The 16,201-nt window shown below is 67.1% G+C and carries 18 protein-coding genes; 11 read left to right on the top strand and 7 right to left on the bottom strand.

The window, feature by feature from the left end; translation table 11 throughout:
• The first annotated feature begins 401 nt into the window (after positions 1 to 401).
• From ABEA50_RS13020 to ABEA50_RS13000, 5 genes are all read left to right on the top strand, one after another.
• Positions 402 to 1,304, top strand: coding sequence for a GntR family transcriptional regulator (locus ABEA50_RS13020; RefSeq protein WP_345495572.1), 903 nt, complete (start codon positions 402 to 404; stop codon positions 1,302 to 1,304).
• Complete coding sequence (locus ABEA50_RS13015; protein ID WP_345495570.1) at positions 1,301 to 2,719, top strand: amidase; 1,419 nt, start codon at positions 1,301 to 1,303, stop codon at positions 2,717 to 2,719. The genes ABEA50_RS13020 and ABEA50_RS13015 overlap by 4 nt, the downstream gene beginning before the upstream one ends.
• A gap of 13 nt (positions 2,720 to 2,732) precedes the next feature.
• A complete protein-coding gene (locus ABEA50_RS13010; RefSeq protein WP_345495569.1) occupies positions 2,733 to 2,930 on the top strand; it encodes a hypothetical protein in 198 nt (65 codons plus the stop codon).
• A 47-nt stretch (positions 2,931 to 2,977) separates the two neighbouring features.
• Positions 2,978 to 3,361, top strand: a complete 384-nt coding sequence (locus ABEA50_RS13005) for an arsenate reductase family protein (RefSeq protein ID WP_345495568.1) — start codon at positions 2,978 to 2,980, stop codon at positions 3,359 to 3,361.
• Between the two features lie 137 nt (positions 3,362 to 3,498).
• Positions 3,499 to 4,179 (top strand): TIGR00266 family protein, encoded by a 681-nt coding sequence (locus tag ABEA50_RS13000; protein ID WP_345495567.1) that lies wholly within the window; start codon positions 3,499 to 3,501, stop codon positions 4,177 to 4,179.
• 47 nt (positions 4,180 to 4,226) lie between these two features.
• Here the strand turns inward: ABEA50_RS13000 and ABEA50_RS12995 are convergent, their stop codons facing one another.
• Together ABEA50_RS12995 and ABEA50_RS12990 are read right to left on the bottom strand one after the other, a co-directional pair.
• A complete protein-coding gene (locus ABEA50_RS12995) occupies positions 4,227 to 4,388 on the bottom strand; it encodes a hypothetical protein (RefSeq protein ID WP_345495566.1) in 162 nt (53 codons plus the stop codon).
• A 24-nt stretch (positions 4,389 to 4,412) separates the two neighbouring features.
• The gene (locus ABEA50_RS12990) at positions 4,413 to 4,976 is read right to left on the bottom strand and encodes a TetR/AcrR family transcriptional regulator (RefSeq protein ID WP_345495565.1); all 564 of its coding nucleotides are present in this window, start codon (positions 4,974 to 4,976) and stop codon (positions 4,413 to 4,415) included.
• Between the two features lie 133 nt (positions 4,977 to 5,109).
• On the opposite strand from ABEA50_RS12990, the gene ABEA50_RS12985 reads away from it, so the two are divergent.
• On the top strand, positions 5,110 to 6,045 hold the full coding sequence (locus ABEA50_RS12985) for an SDR family oxidoreductase (protein WP_345495564.1): 936 nt from the start codon (positions 5,110 to 5,112) through the stop codon (positions 6,043 to 6,045).
• A 452-nt stretch (positions 6,046 to 6,497) separates the two neighbouring features.
• On the opposite strand, the gene ABEA50_RS12980 is transcribed toward ABEA50_RS12985, so the two are convergent.
• The 5 genes from ABEA50_RS12980 to ABEA50_RS12960 all read right to left on the bottom strand — a co-directional run bounded on the left by ABEA50_RS12980 (position 6,498) and on the right by ABEA50_RS12960 (position 10,772).
• Positions 6,498 to 7,034: an NUDIX hydrolase gene (locus tag ABEA50_RS12980; RefSeq protein WP_345495563.1), complete on the bottom strand. Its 537-nt coding sequence runs from the start codon at positions 7,032 to 7,034 to the stop codon at positions 6,498 to 6,500.
• Between the two features lie 192 nt (positions 7,035 to 7,226).
• A complete protein-coding gene (gene yidC, locus ABEA50_RS12975; protein WP_345495561.1) occupies positions 7,227 to 8,108 on the bottom strand; it encodes a membrane protein insertase YidC in 882 nt (293 codons plus the stop codon).
• Between the two features lie 99 nt (positions 8,109 to 8,207).
• Positions 8,208 to 8,507 (bottom strand): DUF6412 domain-containing protein, encoded by a 300-nt coding sequence (locus ABEA50_RS12970; RefSeq protein ID WP_345495560.1) that lies wholly within the window; start codon positions 8,505 to 8,507, stop codon positions 8,208 to 8,210.
• Positions 8,508 to 8,517: 10 nt separating this feature from the next.
• Positions 8,518 to 9,429: a helix-turn-helix domain-containing protein gene (locus tag ABEA50_RS12965; protein WP_345495559.1), complete on the bottom strand. Its 912-nt coding sequence runs from the start codon at positions 9,427 to 9,429 to the stop codon at positions 8,518 to 8,520.
• A 116-nt stretch (positions 9,430 to 9,545) separates the two neighbouring features.
• The gene (locus tag ABEA50_RS12960; RefSeq protein WP_345495558.1) at positions 9,546 to 10,772 is read right to left on the bottom strand and encodes a DUF418 domain-containing protein; all 1,227 of its coding nucleotides are present in this window, start codon (positions 10,770 to 10,772) and stop codon (positions 9,546 to 9,548) included.
• A 150-nt stretch (positions 10,773 to 10,922) separates the two neighbouring features.
• On the opposite strand from ABEA50_RS12960, the gene dop reads away from it, so the two are divergent.
• From dop to pafA, 5 genes are all read left to right on the top strand, one after another.
• Complete coding sequence (dop, locus tag ABEA50_RS12955) at positions 10,923 to 12,422, top strand: depupylase/deamidase Dop (RefSeq protein WP_345495557.1); 1,500 nt, start codon at positions 10,923 to 10,925, stop codon at positions 12,420 to 12,422.
• 163 nt (positions 12,423 to 12,585) lie between these two features.
• A complete protein-coding gene (locus ABEA50_RS12950) occupies positions 12,586 to 12,780 on the top strand; it encodes a ubiquitin-like protein Pup (RefSeq protein ID WP_345495556.1) in 195 nt (64 codons plus the stop codon).
• 65 nt (positions 12,781 to 12,845) lie between these two features.
• The gene (prcB, locus tag ABEA50_RS12945; RefSeq protein ID WP_345495555.1) at positions 12,846 to 13,625 is read left to right on the top strand and encodes a proteasome subunit beta; all 780 of its coding nucleotides are present in this window, start codon (positions 12,846 to 12,848) and stop codon (positions 13,623 to 13,625) included.
• Positions 13,626 to 13,627: 2 nt separating this feature from the next.
• Positions 13,628 to 14,419 carry a proteasome subunit alpha gene (gene prcA, locus ABEA50_RS12940; protein WP_345495554.1) on the top strand — a complete coding sequence of 264 codons (792 nt, stop codon included), beginning with the start codon at positions 13,628 to 13,630 and terminating at the stop codon, positions 14,417 to 14,419.
• Positions 14,420 to 14,721: 302 nt separating this feature from the next.
• On the top strand, positions 14,722 to 16,080 hold the full coding sequence (pafA, locus tag ABEA50_RS12935) for a Pup--protein ligase (protein WP_345495553.1): 1,359 nt from the start codon (positions 14,722 to 14,724) through the stop codon (positions 16,078 to 16,080).
• Positions 16,081 to 16,201 lie beyond the last annotated feature (121 nt).

Genomic DNA, 16,201 nt, shown 5'->3' with positions numbered 1-16,201 from the left:
ACCGATGCTCCGCATTCGCGGCGAAGTCGAGGTGTTCGTCCGGATCGACTGCCGACCGGGCTGTCCGCGGCGACCCGGTCCGTCGTATAGGTGCGCGCCGCAGGATCGTCAACCCGCGTGCCGCGGACCACACCGATCGCGGGGTGCGCGACCGACCGATCACGCATTCTCTGTAGACGAAGCCCTTCGTCTACCGACCGAGGGCCCGTGGCCCAGGTGGCCGCAGACTCCGCGTAAGTCCGCCTTCGATGCCGCCAGGCCGTGCGTGCACTGTCGACTCGGCCGAGGAATGTCGGTGCGGAGCACCAAAGGTGCAGGTAAGAGCCCCGCAGTCGGAGCTTAACCGTAGGTTTACCTCCGGTCCTTGTCGCGTAACGTCGGTGCTCGGCACGCTGACTGGCATGCACCGGAACGGGATGAACGACACCGAGTATCACGAGTGTCTCGAACCGGGCGCGGCCGAGCGTGAGCGTCCGATGTTTCGTGATCAGGTGCGCGCGCTGCTGCCGAGTTCGGCGCAGCTGCTGGCGCGTCGGGTCCGCGATCTGCTGCGCACCGAATTGCGGGCGGGGACGCTCGGCACCGGGCGGCTGCCGAGCGAGGCCGAATTGATGACCCGTTACCGCGCGACCCGCGACGTCGTGCGCGCGGCGCTGGAACTGTTGCGCGCCGACGGACTGATCGAGCGGCGCCGTGGCGTCGGTACCGTCGCGATTCGCGAACACTACGTGGTGTCGGGAACCCTGCCGCCGGAAGGACATTCGCTCGAGGAACATCTCGCGCTCGGGCGGATCTCGCCGCGATTGCTGCACTGGGCGTGGGAACCGGCGTCGCGGGTGATCGCGGCGCACCTCGGCGGCGTCGCCATCGGTGCCGACTGCCTGTGCATCGAGTATGTGCTGCTGCTCGATGACCGCCCGCTCGCGGTGTTCACCAACTATCTGCGCGACACCGAGGCGGCTCGCGTCGACCAGAACACCTTTCGCGACGACTTCTATTCGCTGTTGCATTCCGGCGGTGTCGCGGCTGCCGGGTGCGATGTGGGGGTGCAGGCCGCACGCGCCGACGAGTGCGCCGCCGGACTGCTGCACGTCTTGCCGGGCGAGCCGGTGTTGCTGGTGGAACAGACGATTCGCGACGAGGCCGGGACCGCGATCGACTACGCGCTCGGCACCTGCCGCGGCGAGATCCAACTGGCGCTCGGCCGCATTCCCCGCCTCGACATGACCGGTGCGCTCAGCGGCCGAAATACCCAGGCGCCGGAACTTTTCAGCGCATCACGCAGAAATGAGGGCTCGCAATGACCACAGTCGCACCACCCAGCACACCCACGCTCACCGACGCCGCCTCCGCGCTGCGAACCGGTGCGAGCACCGCCACCGAGTTGGTCGAGCGCGCCTACGCGATCGCGGATACGCACGACGACGCGATCGGCGTGTTCCTGACCCGCTTCGACGAGCGCGCCCGCGCGCAGGCGGCGGCGGTGGACGAGAAGATCGCCGCAGGCTTGCCGCTGCGGCCGCTGGAGGGAATTCCGGTGGGCGTCAAGGACATTCTGGCGCATTCGCACGCGCCGACCACCGCGCAAAGTCTTGTGCTCGACCCGTCGTGGGGTTCCTCGGTCGGCGATTGCGCGGTGGTGCGCAGGCTGGAGCAGGCCGGTGCCATCGTCATGGGCAAGGTCACCACGATGGAGTTCGCCATCGGCGCCCCCGACGTCGAGAAACCGTTTCCGGTGCCGCGCAACGCGTGGGACACCACCCGGTGGGCGGGCGGGTCGAGTTCCGGGTCCGGCAGTGGTGTCGCGGCGGGCATGTTCCTCGGGGCGATCGGCACCGACACCGCGGGCAGTATTCGAATTCCCGCCGCCTTCAACGGAATCACCGGTCTCAAGCCCACCTTCGGACGCGTTCCCAAGTCGGGTGTCGTGCCGTTGGGTTACACCCTCGACCATGTCGGCCCGATGGCGCGCAGCGCCGCCGACTGCGCCGCGATGCTTTCGGTGCTCGCCGGTCACGACGACGCCGACCCGTACTCCGCGCGCAGTCCGATCGACGACTATGTCGGTGCGCTCACCGGCGACCTGACCGGCGTGACGATCGGCGTCGACGATCTCGACCGGTTCGCCGCCGACGGCATCGATCCCGCACAGCCGCGACGATTCTCGGACGCCGTCGAGGCGCTGCGCGCAGCGGGCGCGACCATCGTGCCGATCCAGGTGCCGATGTACGAGGAGCTCACCGCCATCGACTTCGTCGTCATGCTCGCCGAGGCACACGCCTACCACCAGCGCACCCTGCGCGCACAGTGGCAGGACTACGGGCGTGCCACCCGGATCGTGCTCGCCGGTGGCGGCGCGATCAGCGGCGCCGATTACGTGCAGGCACAACGTGTTCGGCGCATCGCGCACGAGCGGGTGGCGGAAATGTTCGACAAGGTGGACCTGGTCGTGACCCCGACCGGGCACCTCGGTGCTCCCGCGTTGGACACGATGGATCAGCACAAGCCACTGGGTGTGCTCGCCTCGATCCATACCCCGTACTGGAATCCGCTCGGCAATCCGACCCTGGCGTTGCCGATCGGGTTGTCCTCGGAGAACACCCCGCTGTCGATGTCGATCTCCGGCAAACACTTCGCCGAGGCGACCGTCCTGCGCGCGGGCGAGGCGTTCCAACGCAGGACCGATCACCACACCGCGATCACCCCGATCGTCCGATAATTGGAGGAAACCCATGTCCGACACCACGATCACCGCCACCGCGACACCGGTGCTGCCGATGATCGGCGCGTCGCATCCGTGGTCCACCGACCAGGCGGAGAACGCGGCGGTCGACGAGATCGGTGCGACGGTCTCGGCGATGGCCGAACTGCTGCACGCCTTCGACAGCGCGCGATACATCGATCCGAGCGGGGGCTACCTGGTCGCGTGACGCCGCGCCGGACCGGTGGCCTCGGGGTCGGGTCGTAGGCTGTGGTCATGACTGCTGACGCCACCACCTCCGAGCAGTACGAGATCTGGCACAACCCACGGTGCACCAAGAGTCGTCACGCCACCGCGTTTCTGGACGAGGCGGGCATCGACTACTCGGTGCGCCACTACCTCGACCAGCCGCCCACCGCCGACGAATTGCGTGCGGTACTCGCCCGACTCGGCGCCGAGCCGTGGGAAATCACCCGCACCGGTGAGTCGATCGCGAAGGAGTTGGGTGTGGCGAGTTGGCGCCGCGAGACCGCCGATCGTGAGCGGTGGATCGCGGCGTTGGTGGAGCATCCTCGACTGATCCAGCGTCCGATCGTGCTCACCGCGAACGGTGGCGCGGTGCTGGCGCGCGACGAAGCGGCGCTGCGTTCCTTGCTCTGAGTGGGTGTCGAGTGCTCGCGCGCGCGTCGCCGCGAGTGTGCGCCTCCCGCGAAAACCTCCCGCGCCGAACATCGCCGAGCGTCACCCCTGGCTGCACGAATACCCGTGTCCGATTTATGTGGGTACGCTGCCCGGGTATGAAAGTAGAACTGCGGCACAACCCCTCGTCGACTGTCGCTCGGTGCTTGCTGGCCGGTGGCGAGCCGTTGCGGGTGGAGAGCGGCGCGATGGTGGCGCACTCGTCGGGAATCACGTTGCAGGCCAAGGCCGAAGGCGGCATTCTCGCGGGGTTGAAGCGTTCGGTGCTCGCGGGTGAATCGTTCTTCGTCTCGACGTTCACCGCGCCACCGCAGGGTGGCTGGGTGGACGTGGCTCCCGCGCTGCCCGGTGACATGCTGAGTCTTCAGATCAGCCAGGACCGGCCGTTTTTCATCAGCCGAGGCGGTTGGATCGCGAACTCGCACGGCGTCGAGGTCGAGAGCAAATGGGGTGGTTTCGCGAACCTGTTCGGCGGCGAGGGCGGATTCGGGCTGCGCGCGCATGGCGAAGGGGAGGTCGTCGTCGGCGTGTTCGGTGCGATCGACGTGGTGGATCTGGCACCGGGCGAACAGATTACGATCGACACCGGGCACGTGGTGGCCTACGACCTGGCGATGAACTTCGCGATTCGGCGAGCGGTGTCGGGCCGTTCGATCCAGTCGCTGAAATCGGGGGAGGGCTTCGTGTTCGATTTCGTCGGCCCAGGACGGGTGCTCTTGCAGACCCGCAATCCCGGCGCCTTCGCGGCGTGGGCGGGTTCGGCCACCTCCTCGGGGTAGCTCGGGCGGCGTTCATGTCCGGTTCACGCACCGGACAGTTCGGTCGATCAGGCTGCGGACGCCTTCGCGACAGCGCGGGCGTCACCCCACACGACCGGAGTACTCATGGACACCCTCGCCATTTTCGCCCAGATCTTCGCGGCCCTGCTCCAGCAGGGCGCGGGCAGCAGCGCGTAGCGATTCGAACCCGCCGGTGCTCGTTGCGGCATCGGCGCCGGCCTTCCTCGCTCGAATCAGTTGTCCAGGCTCGCGAGGAAGGCTTCGGCCGCGTCATCGACCCGATCCCGGTCGCCGGTGGCTAGCAGGTCGAGCAGCAGCCCACGCAGTGTCGCGATCACCAGCGTGGCCCGTCGGCGGGCCGTCTCCTGGTCGGCGTCGGGTCCTTGGGCGGCGCAGAGGGCGTTCATCCAGTCGGCGACGACATGCTCCAGGAATTCCGCGAACTGCCTCGGCGCCTGGAGTGCACGACCGTAGACCGCGAAGAACAGTCGAAATTCCGCACCGCGCGCCGGGGCGCTGGTGCGCGTCCATACCGCGCGTGCGGCGGTCGCGAGGTCCGGTGGGCGGTCCGGCGCCTCGTGCGTATCCACGAGGATGCGCGCGCGCAGTCGTCCGAGGATCGCCTCGAACATCTGTTCCTTGGTGCCGAAGTGGTGCACCAGCGTATTGGTCGAGACCCCGAGCGCGGCGGCGACGGGTCGCCACGTCAGGTCGGCGAAACCGTGCTCGACGGTGTAATCGACTACGGCGTCGAGTAATTCGGCGCGCCGCTGATGGTCGACGGGACGTCCCGCCATCGCTGCCTCCCAGTGCTCTCGGCTCGGTGTTGTCTCATCCGAGTATTGCTGGTACGACTGTACAAGGAATGGTCGTGAGCAACAACCGCGCCGCCGAGCCCAGGGGCAGGTAGCGCGTCCCTGGAGGATTCCCATGCGCGTCTTTGTCACAGGAGCATCGGGCTGGATCGGTCGAGGCCTCGTCCCCGAATTGATCGCCGCTGGTCACACGGTCATCGGCCTCGCACGTTCGCAGGATTCGGCGCACGCGCTACGGGAAGTGGGGGCGCAGGCGCACGCCGGATCGCTCGACGACCTCGACGCGCTGCGTGCCGGGGCGTCCGCGTCCGACGGTGTGGTTCACCTCGCCTTCAAGCACGACATCGCCTTCAGCGGCGACTATGCCGGGGCGAGCGAGGCCGACCGTGCGGCGATCGAGGTGTTCGGCGAAGCGCTCGCCGGCACGCACAAGCCATTGGTCATCGCCTCGGGCATCCTCGGGGTGCTCGGGCTCGATCCCGGCGTCGTGGCCACCGAAAAAGACGGGCGCACGGCAATCTCCGCCGACCGTGGTGTCCCGGTCAGCGGAGGCGGCGGCCGCATCGCCAACGCCGACTACACCCTCGCGCTCGCCGACCGCGCCGTGCGCTCCTCGGTCGTGCGCATCCCACCGGCCACACACGGCAACGGCGACAACGGGTTCATCCCCACCGCGCTCGGCTTCGCGCGGACGAAGGGCGCCGCCGCCTACGTCGGTGCCGGAAACAACCGCTGGCCCGCGGTCCACCGCGACGACGCCGCGCACCTGTTCCGACTCGCGGTGGAGTCCGCGCCCGCCGGGTCGGTACTGCACGCGGTCGGCGAGGAAGGCGTCCCGATCCGTGCGGTCGCCGAAGCCTTCGCCGACGGTCTTGCCGTGCCGGTCGAGTCCGTCGCGCCCGAGCAGGCGGGCGAGTACGTCGGTTGGCTGGGGAACTTCTGGAGCATCGACGGTCCCGCCTCGGCGCGCATCACCCGCGAACTACTGGGTTGGGCGCCCACCCGTCCTGGGCTCATCGCCGACCTGAAACAGGGGCACTACTTCGCGTGAGACCGCTGATTCGCGGCGGGCGACCGGGGGTGTGTCGGGTATCGGCTGTGGCCGGTCGGCTTGTTCGAGCGCAGTCGTGTCAGGTTGGGTGTTTGGACTCGAACTTCGAGTGTTGTGGGGTCGACCGAGGGTGTGTCGGGCATCGGGTCGTGGCCGGTCGGCCTGATCGAGCCCGGCCGTACATGTTTTCGGCATTCGGACTCGGAGCTGCGAGTGCCGCGCCCCGCTTCAGGTGACGACGAGCTGGTGTTTCATCGGCGCTTCCAGTGCGCTCGCTTTCCGCCGACAAGGTCGCCCAGTGTGTGTTGACCGCCACCCTGAGATGACCTCGAGATCGAGGTCCGCTGCGGCAGTGGCGATTTCGTGTCGAGCACGCCGTCGTCCGCGGGTTCCAGTCCGCGCTTCGTACGTCAGACGGTCCGCAGCGGGTGCTCGAGGGGTGGGTGGCCGGTTCAGCTCAGTAGATCGTCGACGAGCACGCGGGTGTCGGGGACGAACGGCCATTCGGGGTCGGCCAGATGCATGCGCAATTGCGCGTCGGTCCACCACCAGCCGTCGGCGACCTCATCGGCCTGATGGTGGATCGGCCCGTCGGAGCGCAGTTCGTAGGCGTACAGGTGACACCGCATCGGCGCATCCGCCCAGCGTCCATCCCAGGCCAGATGTGCCAACGGTCGTGGCGGCGCGGTCGCGACAACGCCCAGCTCCTCGGCTAGCTCGCGGATCGCCGTCGCCTTCGGAGTCTCGCCCGGCTGCACCACGCCACCCGCGAGGCAGTCGTGCATTCCCGCGAACACCAACTTGGTCTCGGTTCGCCGGTGCACATACACCCGTTCCCCGTCGAGGGATCGCACCAACACCCCCGCACTCGCGTGCCAACGACCCTCCCGATACACCGTGGCACGGTCGGCGGCACCTACCTCGCGACCAGCACGGTCATAGACCGCGATCAGTTCCGACGACGAGCTTTCCTCGGGGCGAGAAGACACCGATCGAGCGTAGTTGATACCACCTGGGACCAGATCACGCGCTGGGCTGCGGGGGCGCTTCGCGGCAGGCAGCGATTCCGCTGCCGCGGCTTCGTCGGGGAAAGCTCACCGTGGCCCCGGATATCAACGCACGCAGGAGAACTCGGTGCCACCGGAGGTTCTCCCGGTGGCACCGATACCACGACGTCCCATTCAGCGCCGTTGACGCTGTGGCTTCGCGCCCGGCTTCGGCGCGGCCTGCGCACGAACCTCGGCCCGCCGCCGGTCCTCGTCGGCCACCTCGGCGTCCACCCGGCGCGAGACGAGGTGTTGCTGGGCGAGGGTCCACGCGTTGTTCACGGCGTAATACAGCAGGATCGACACCGGCATCACGGCACCTGCCAGCAACGCGCCCACGGGAAACACCCACAGCGACAGCGTGCGCATGAACGGCAGCGCCGTGGTCTCGTCCTGTCGCGACAGACCGATACGCGCGGTGAAATGCGTTGCTACCGCGGCGATCACCACCAATACTCCGCCGACTACCGACACCGCGACGCCACCACCGCCAAGAATATTGCTCGCCAGCGGTGCCCCGAACAGGTGCGCATCCAGGAACGAGCGCACGTCGACGGTGCCGAACAGGTAGTTGGGTGTCGCCGCGTTCTGCTCGGTGCTCATCGGCGTCGCGGTCGCGAGAAACGGCAGATGGCCGAGCACGGCCGTGCGGTCGAACGAGCGCAGCACATGGAACAGGCCGAGGAACACCAGCACCTGCCCGACCATCGGGATCAGGGTCGCGAAGGTTGTGACACCGTTCTCCTTGTGCAGGCGCTGGACTTCGGTGGCTTGCTTGGTGCGGTCGTCGGGGTATTTCTGCTTGACGGCCGCGATCTTCGGTCGCAAGCGGCGCAGCACCACTTGGGTACGTGCCTGTTTGAGGAACGCGGGCAACAACGCCGCACGCACGGTGACGACGAGAAAGACGATCGACAGCACCCAGGCGAGGCCACCGGCGGCGCCGAACAGCGACGCGAAGGCGGTGTGCCACATCCAGAGCACCGCGGAGACAGGGTAATAGACGATATCGAGCATGCGGGAGCACCTGACTGTGCGGCGTGCGCGAACGCACGAACGGGAGAGGGGTAGCCGAAAACGCCGACACCCACCCGCGTCTCGTGCGGGGTGCAAGTGTCAGGCGGCGGCGAACCCTGGTGCTCGTGGCCGGGGACGGCCCGGTGTGTCGGGATTGCTCTGGCGCAGGAAATGGCCGCGTCGACGGCTCTGCGCCGACGGTGGCGGACCGGAGTTCGATACGGGAACGACGAACCGGTCGCCCGCGTGCAGCGCGACCACCGCGACGACGAGGGTGGCGGCCACGATTCCCACGGCCGCCATCGCCGCGGGTTCTCCGACAGGAATCGCGCACAACGCGAGCACCGGCACGACGAATGCGAGTACCGCATACGTCAGTGACCGAACCCGCGTCATCATGCGGGAAAGTTTACGGGAACGTCGTGGTGTGGTGTTCGACGAGGGGAGTCTGGGCCCAGCCGCCGAATTCCCACTGGCGGCCCGCGCTCAGCGCGGACGGCGGCAAGCCGAAGGCGCGCCGGAAGGTGCGGGTGAGGTCGGCGCTACCGGCGAATCCGGCGGCATCGGCGGCGGTACCGAGTTCTTCGCCCTCGGCGACCCTGGCGGTGGTGATCTGCAAACGAAGCCAGATGATGTAGCGGCGCAACGGCATTCCGACCTGATCCAGGAACAGGTGGGTCAGCCGGGCGGTCGAGACGCCGAGTTGTTGCGCGACGTCGGAGCCGCGAACCACGCCGTCGGCGACGAGCGCGGGCAGCATGCGCAACGTCGCGGCGACCGCCGCATCGTGATCGACGGTCTCGGTGCGCGGCGGCGCCGGGAACAGGTCTGCGGCGACCGCCGCCACGCGGTCGCGCAAACGGTGTGGCGCGGCATCGCTTCGGGCACCCGTGGATTCGTCCATGTCATGTGCCCAGCCGTGCAGGTGTGCGCGCCGATCGGCCTCGGCGCCGAGCGCGGTCTCCGGGTCGAGGTAGAGGCAGAGTCCGAGTGCGGCGCCGTCGGTGATCCGATGCGGCGAGTCGGTGGGAATGATGAGATGCCTACCGGTCAGGCGTTCTCCGCTGCCGTCGACCACGACCAGGGGGGTATCGGCGAGGATGACCTGGACAGCCTGGTGGGCGTGCAGACCGCACGCCGGCACGGCCCCGTCGAAGGCGAGAACGCCCGGTCTCAGAAGTGCGCAGCCCTGCTTTCGCCGTGAGTCGTCCTTGGTCGTGGAAATGCTCGACGGCGCAACGTCCGCCTCCGAGGTTTCTGCGGTTTCCGCGGTTTCCTCGGTTTCCGCTACCGAAACCCCGTTGGTGACCAGAGCTTTCATTATCCGAGACTAGCCGTTTCGGGCGTGCCGCAATCCCCTTTCGGCGGACTCGCACCGATCGGTGCGCGGAATCGGCGGCTGGGTGCGCACCTTTCGAGCTGTGCCCGGCGTGCCGGTCAACGCTCTCGCGTGACCGCGCGGTAACTCGTGTGCCACAACCATTCGACCGGGCCGCGGGCGAAGCGCCGCAACCACAGGTGCGCGGCGAGCATGATCAGCGCCGAGGTCGTGAGAAAAACACCGACGGTGAACGCGACGTAGGTATCGGGGGTATCGGGCGAAACCCGGCTCGCCAGGCCGAATCCCCAGCCGTAGCAGAGTGTCGAGGCCACGAGGTTCTGTAGGATGTAGCAGCTCAACGCGGTTCGGCCCACCTCGGTGAGCCGACGGCCGACGAATCCGGGATGCGGTCGCCGCAGGTACCAGCTCGCCCCCAGCGCGAGAATGCCGAGCGAGACGAAAGGCGCGGTGCCGTATCGGGTGAACAGAATCATGTCGCCGCCACCGGCGATGCCGGCGATCAGATCGATCGGTGCGGCGATACCGAAACCGATCATCATGAGGCGTCGCCGCAGGAGCGCGCCCTCGGGTCGGAAGACGCCCGCCCGGTACAGGCGCGCGCCCACCAGGAACAACGCGATCGACATCGCGAAGATGAACACCGTCTCCAACCGGAAGATGGCCACGTGCTGCGCACGGAAGACGACCAGATCCCAGAACGAGCCCTCCGCGTACGGATTCGGCCGCAGCGGCCCGCCGCGCGGGCGATCTGTTTTCGGCTGCATCGCCAGCGCGACCGCGATCAGTGTCAATATCGCGACGTGGATCGATGCCGTGACGACCAGCCAACGACGTTGCGCGCGTTCACTTCTGGCGAGCAGGTAGGCGACAACGAGTCCGGTGACGGCGTAACCCATCAGTACGTCGTATTCGGCGACGAACAGAAAATTGAGCGTTCCGTCGAGCAGGAGCAGTCCGGCACGCACCGGATATTTGCCGGGCCAGCGTCGACCACCGCGCGTCGCCGAGCCCTGCTGGATGGCCAACCCGATCCCGAACATGACGGTGAGCAGGCCGAGGAACTTGCCCTGCACGAGTTGTTGCAGCACCCGCTCGACCCACGCCCACCCGGACCCGGTCGCCGAGACCTGCGAGAGGTACCCGACGAGTCCTTCGGCGTTGGTGAGGATCCAGACGTTGGTGGCGAGGGTGCCGAGAATCGCGATGCCGCGCAAGACATCCAGTGCGATCAGTCGGGTCGGCGCCGAAGGCGGTCCATCGTGTGCGCCGCGGCGCGTTTCGCGGTCGGCGTCGGAGCCGGACGCGGCGATCGATTCGGTCATGTGCTCGACTATCGCCGCGGGTGAGCGCGGGTGAGATCCTCCGGAAGGAGGATCGTGGGGCGGAGATTGTCCGGGTTCGCGCGCGTGCGACAGCGCCGAGGACGCCCGTAGTGCCGGGTGCGCACCGGCGCGTCGCATAGGCTCGATGGTATGGAGCGCATCATCGGAATCGAGGTCGAGTACGGCATCTCGACTCCTACGGAGCCGTCGGCCAACCCGATCCTCACCTCAACGCAGGCGGTTCTCGCCTATGCCGCGGCCGAGGGAGTACCGCGCGCCAAGCGCACCCGCTGGGACTACGAGGTCGAATCGCCGTTGCGCGACGCGCGCGGATTCGACCTGAGCCGGATGAGCGGACCCGCGCCGGTGATCGACGCCGACGAGGTCGGCGCGGCGAACATGATCCTCACCAACGGCGCGCGGCTGTATGTCGACCACGCCCACCCCGAGTATTCCGCGCCCGAGGTCACCGACCCGATGGACGCCGTGATCTGGGACAAGGCGGGGGAGCGGGTGATGGAGGCGGCCGCGCGGCATGCCTCCAGCGTGCCGGGAGCACCGCGTTTGCAGCTCTACAAGAACAATGTCGACGGAAAGGGCGCCTCCTACGGCACCCACGAGAACTACCTGATGAAACGTGATACGCCGTTCAATCAGATCATCGTGGGTCTCACGCCGTTCTTCGTGTCTCGCCAGGTGATCAGCGGTTCGGGTCGGGTCGGGATCGGTCAATCCGGGGACACCGCGGGCTTCCAGCTCTCGCAGCGCGCCGACTATATCGAGGTCGAGGTGGGGCTGGAGACCACGCTCAAGCGCGGCATCATCAACACCCGCGACGAACCGCACGCCGACGCCGACAAGTACCGCAGGCTGCACGTCATCATCGGGGACGCGAATCTGGCCGAGATGTCGACCTACCTGAAAACCGGCACCGCCGCGCTGGTGCTGGATCTTATCGAGTCGGGCGAGGATCTGTCGGACCTGCAATTGGCCCGCCCGGTCACCGCGGTGCACCAGATCAGCCACGACCCCACCCTGCGGGCGACCGTCGCGCTCGCCGACGGCCGCGAGCTGACCGGCCTTGCGCTGCAACGGATCTACCTCGACCGGGTGACCAAGTTCCTCGATCGCACCGGCAACGAGGACAAGCGCGTCGTGGACATCATGGAGAACTGGGCCATGGTTCTCGACCTGCTGGAGCGCGACCCGATGGAGTGCGCGAGCCTGCTCGATTGGCCGGCCAAGCTGCGGCTGCTCGAGGGCATGCGCCAGCGCGAAGGACTCGGGTGGGCCGCGCCCAAGCTACACCTGATGGACCTGCAGTATTCCGATGTCCGCCTGGACAAGGGCCTCTACAACCGCCTGGTCGCCAGGGGTTCGATGAAGCGGCTGATCAGCGAGCAGCAGGTCGTCGACGCGATGACCAAGCCGCCGACCGACACCCGCGCGTACTTCCGTGGCGAGTGTCTGCGCCGGTTCGGCGGCGATATCGCCGCCGCCAGCTGGGATTCGGTGATCTTCGACCTCGGCGGCGACTCGCTGGTCCGTATCCCCACGCTGGAACCACGCCGGGGCACCAAGGCGCATGTGGGAAAGCTGCTCGACGGCGCGCAGACCGCGGCGGAGCTGGTGGAACAGCTGACCACGTAGCGGCCGCGAGCGGGAGCAAGATCGCGCAACAAACCGCCATGCCGACGGCGCGGTGATACCAACACGGCTACTGTTGTAAGACGAGCACGAACACTGCTCATGATCGGGACCGTGCTCGACAAAAGAGCCCCGGTCATGATGAGGACAGAGGAGGTCGGCTGCCATGGCACAAGAGCAGACCAAGCGCGCCGGGGGCGGCGGCGAGGACGAGGGGCCCGACGGCGCGGAAGCCGCCGGTCAGGAACGCCGTGAGAAGTTGGCGGAAGACACCGATGACCTGCTCGACGAGATCGATGATGTGCTCGAGGAGAACGCCGAGGACTTCGTCCGCGCGTACGTCCAGAAGGGTGGCCAGTGACAGCAGGTGACCCCGCGCGTGTCCATCTGGGGTACGCCCTCTCCTCTTTTTCCGAATATCTTCGAATGAACGCTCCGGAGCTGTTGCCGAGCAACGGTTTCGGAGCGGATCTCGGCAAGGATATGCCGCCGCACGGCACCACCATCGTCGCGATCAGTTTTCGCGGCGGTGTGCTGATCGCCGGTGACCGGCGGGCCACCCAGGGAAACCTGGTGGCCAGCAGGGACATCGAGAAGGTGTTCCTCGCCGACAGCTATTCCGCGGCTGGTATCGCCGGTACGGCGGGCCTCGCGGTGGAGTTGGTTCGGATTTTCGCGGTGGAGCTCGAGCACTACGAAAAGCTGGAGGGTGTATCGCTGACCTTCGACGGTAAGGCCAACAAGCTGGCGAAGATGGTGCGCGAGAACCTCCCCGCGGCGATGCAGGGCCTAGCGGTGGTGCCGATGCTCGTCGGTTACGACGACAGCATCTCCGACCCGAACCGGGCGGGCCGTATCGTGTCCTACGACGTGGTCGGTGGCCGCAGCGAAGAGCGATTCGGTTACGCCGCAGTCGGTTCCGGCTCGCTGTTCGCCAAGTCCGCGTTGAAGAAGCTGTACAGCAAGGGAATCGATCAAGATCGCGCGTTGCGTCTCGCGGTCGAGTCGTTGTTCGACGCGGCCGATGACGACACCGCGACCGGCGGACCGGATCTGCTGCGTGGGATCTATCCGACGGCGATCGTGATCGACGCCGACGGCGCGGTCGAGGTGGCCGAGTCCCGGCTGGCGGAGATCGCCCGAGGGGTGGTCGCCGACCGGACGGCGCTGCAACAAGCCGACGACGCGCAAGAGGGGAGTGCCTGAGCATGACACTGCCGTACTACGCCTCGGCCGAACAGATCATGCGCGACAAGACCGAGCTCGCGCGCAAGGGCATCGCTCGGGGCCGCAGTGTGGTGGTCCTGGCCTATGACGAGGGTGTGCTGTTCGTCGCGGAGAACCCGTCGACGACGCTGCACAAGGTGAGCGAACTCTACGACCGCGTGGGATTCGCTGCCGTCGGAAAGTACAACGAGTTCGAGAATCTGCGCAGGGGCGGAATCCTGCAGGCCGATATTCGCGGTTATCAATACGACCGCCGCGACGTCACCGGCCGTGCGCTGGCCAATGCCTACGCCCAGACGCTCGGGTCGATCTTCACCGATCAACTCAAGCCCTATGAGGTCGAGATCGTTGTCGCCGAGGTCGGGTATCCCGAACAGGCTCGCGCTTCGGTGCTGTATCGGATCAATTTCGACGGATCGATCGCCGACGAACGCGAATTCGTGGTGATGGGTGGCACGACCGAGCCGATCAACACCGCGCTGAAGTCCACCTACCAGCCGGGTCTCGACCTGTCGGCGGCGCTCGGTGTCGCGGTGAGCGCATTGCAGTCCGCGGTGCCCGAGGGTGCCGACAAGGACAAGCGCGAATTGGACGTGGGCTCGCTCGAGGTGGCGACCCTGGAGCAGGCGCGGCCACGGCGCGCGTTCCGCCGAATCACGCCCGCCGCGCTGGAAGAACTCCTCACTCCGGCCGAGCCGGGCAAGGGTAAAGGTAAAGCGAAGGGCAAGTCCGCCGATTCGGACGATGCGACGAAGGAAACGCCGAAGGAATAGCACGGCGAAAAGCCGCGCTGTCGGTTCGGTAAGCGTTGGCGATGCGGGTCCGCGAATCGTGCACGGGATGTGCGATTCGCGGACCCGCATTGTCGTGTGCGGCGGGGGTCGGAGCTGATTGGGCTCGAGCCGGTGTTTTTTCGGGCCATTCCACCTCGGTACCCGCGAGGGGATGTTTGCCGTGGTCAGTGTCATTTGGTGCGTGGATTCCGGCAAAGCGGACCGAATCGTTGTGAAGCCGTAGGTGTCGGGCTTCTCCGCAGCCCCACGCGAGGGCCAGCTGTAGCTGTAATGTCGATAGAGTGCAGCGACGAATTATGGGGATCGAGACCGAGTTCGGTGTGACGTGCACTTTCCACGGTCACCGTCGACTCTCCCCCGACGAGGTGGCCCGGTATCTGTTCCGCCGGGTGGTGTCCTGGGGCCGAAGCTCGAATGTGTTCCTCCGCAACGGAGCTCGGCTCTATCTTGATGTCGGCTCCCACCCGGAGTACGCCACGGCCGAGTGCGACAATCTCGCGCAACTGGTGACTCACGACCGCGCGGGTGAACGAGTTCTGGAAGAGCTGCTGATCGATGCCGAACAGCGCCTCGCCGAGGAGGGCATCGGCGGTGATATCTATCTGTTCAAGAACAACACCGACTCCGCGGGCAACTCCTACGGCTGCCACGAGAACTTCCTCGTGGTGCGCGCGGGCGAATTCTCCCGCATCTCCGATGTGCTGCTGCCGTTCCTGGTGACCAGGCAGCTCATCTGTGGCGCGGGGAAGGTGCTCCAGACGCCGAAGGCGGCGACCTTCTGCCTCTCGCAGCGTGCCGAGCACATCTGGGAGGGAGTGTCCTCGGCGACCACCCGTTCGCGCCCGATCATCAACACCCGCGACGAGCCGCACGCAGACGCCGAGAAGTACCGGCGTCTGCACGTCATCGTCGGCGACTCGAACATGGCCGAAACCACCACGATGCTCAAGGTCGGCACCGCCGCGCTGGTGCTGGAGATGATCGAGGCGGGTGTCTCGTTCCGCGATTTCGCCCTGGACAACCCGATTCGCGCGATCCGCGAGGTCAGCCATGACATGACCGGGCGTCGTCCGGTGCGGCTGGCGGGCGGGCGGCAAGCCAGCGCGCTGGAGATTCAACGCGAGTACTACGCGCGTGCCGTCGAGCACCTACGCAACCGGGACCGTGACCCGCAGATCGACCAGGTGGTCGACCTCTGGGGCCGCACCCTGGACGCGGTGGAGGCACAGGACTTCGCCAAGGTCGACACCGAGATCGACTGGGTGATCAAGCGCAAGCTGTTCCAGCGCTACCAGGATCGCTACAGCATGGAGCTGGCCGACCCGAAGATCGCCCAGCTCGATCTGGCCTACCACGACATCAAGCGTGGCCGCGGCGTGTTCGATCTGCTGCAACGCAAGGGTCTGGTCAAGCGGGTCACCGAGGACGACGCCGTCGACGCGGCCGTCGACACCCCGCCGCAGACCACACGGGCCAAGCTGCGCGGCGATTTCATCACCGCGGCGCAGGATGCGGGACGTGACTTCACCGTCGACTGGGTGCACCTGAAGCTCAACGATCAGGCCCAGCGCACCGTGCTGTGCAAGGACCCGTTCCGCTCGGTGGACGAGCGCGTCGATCGGCTGATCGCGTCCATGTGACCCGGCTTTCGTGAAACTGGCAGGCAGCGCCCGATGAGCTTGGGGCGCTGCCTGTTTCCTGTCCGGAGCTATCGCGCTGGACTCGCTCGGTGTCGCGCGCGAGGGTGAATGGAAGAACGCC

Source organism: Nocardia callitridis (genome assembly GCF_039543305.1).
Lineage (GTDB): Bacteria > Actinomycetota > Actinomycetes > Mycobacteriales > Mycobacteriaceae > Nocardia > Nocardia callitridis.
This window is presented reverse-complemented; position numbering and strand designations above follow the sequence as displayed.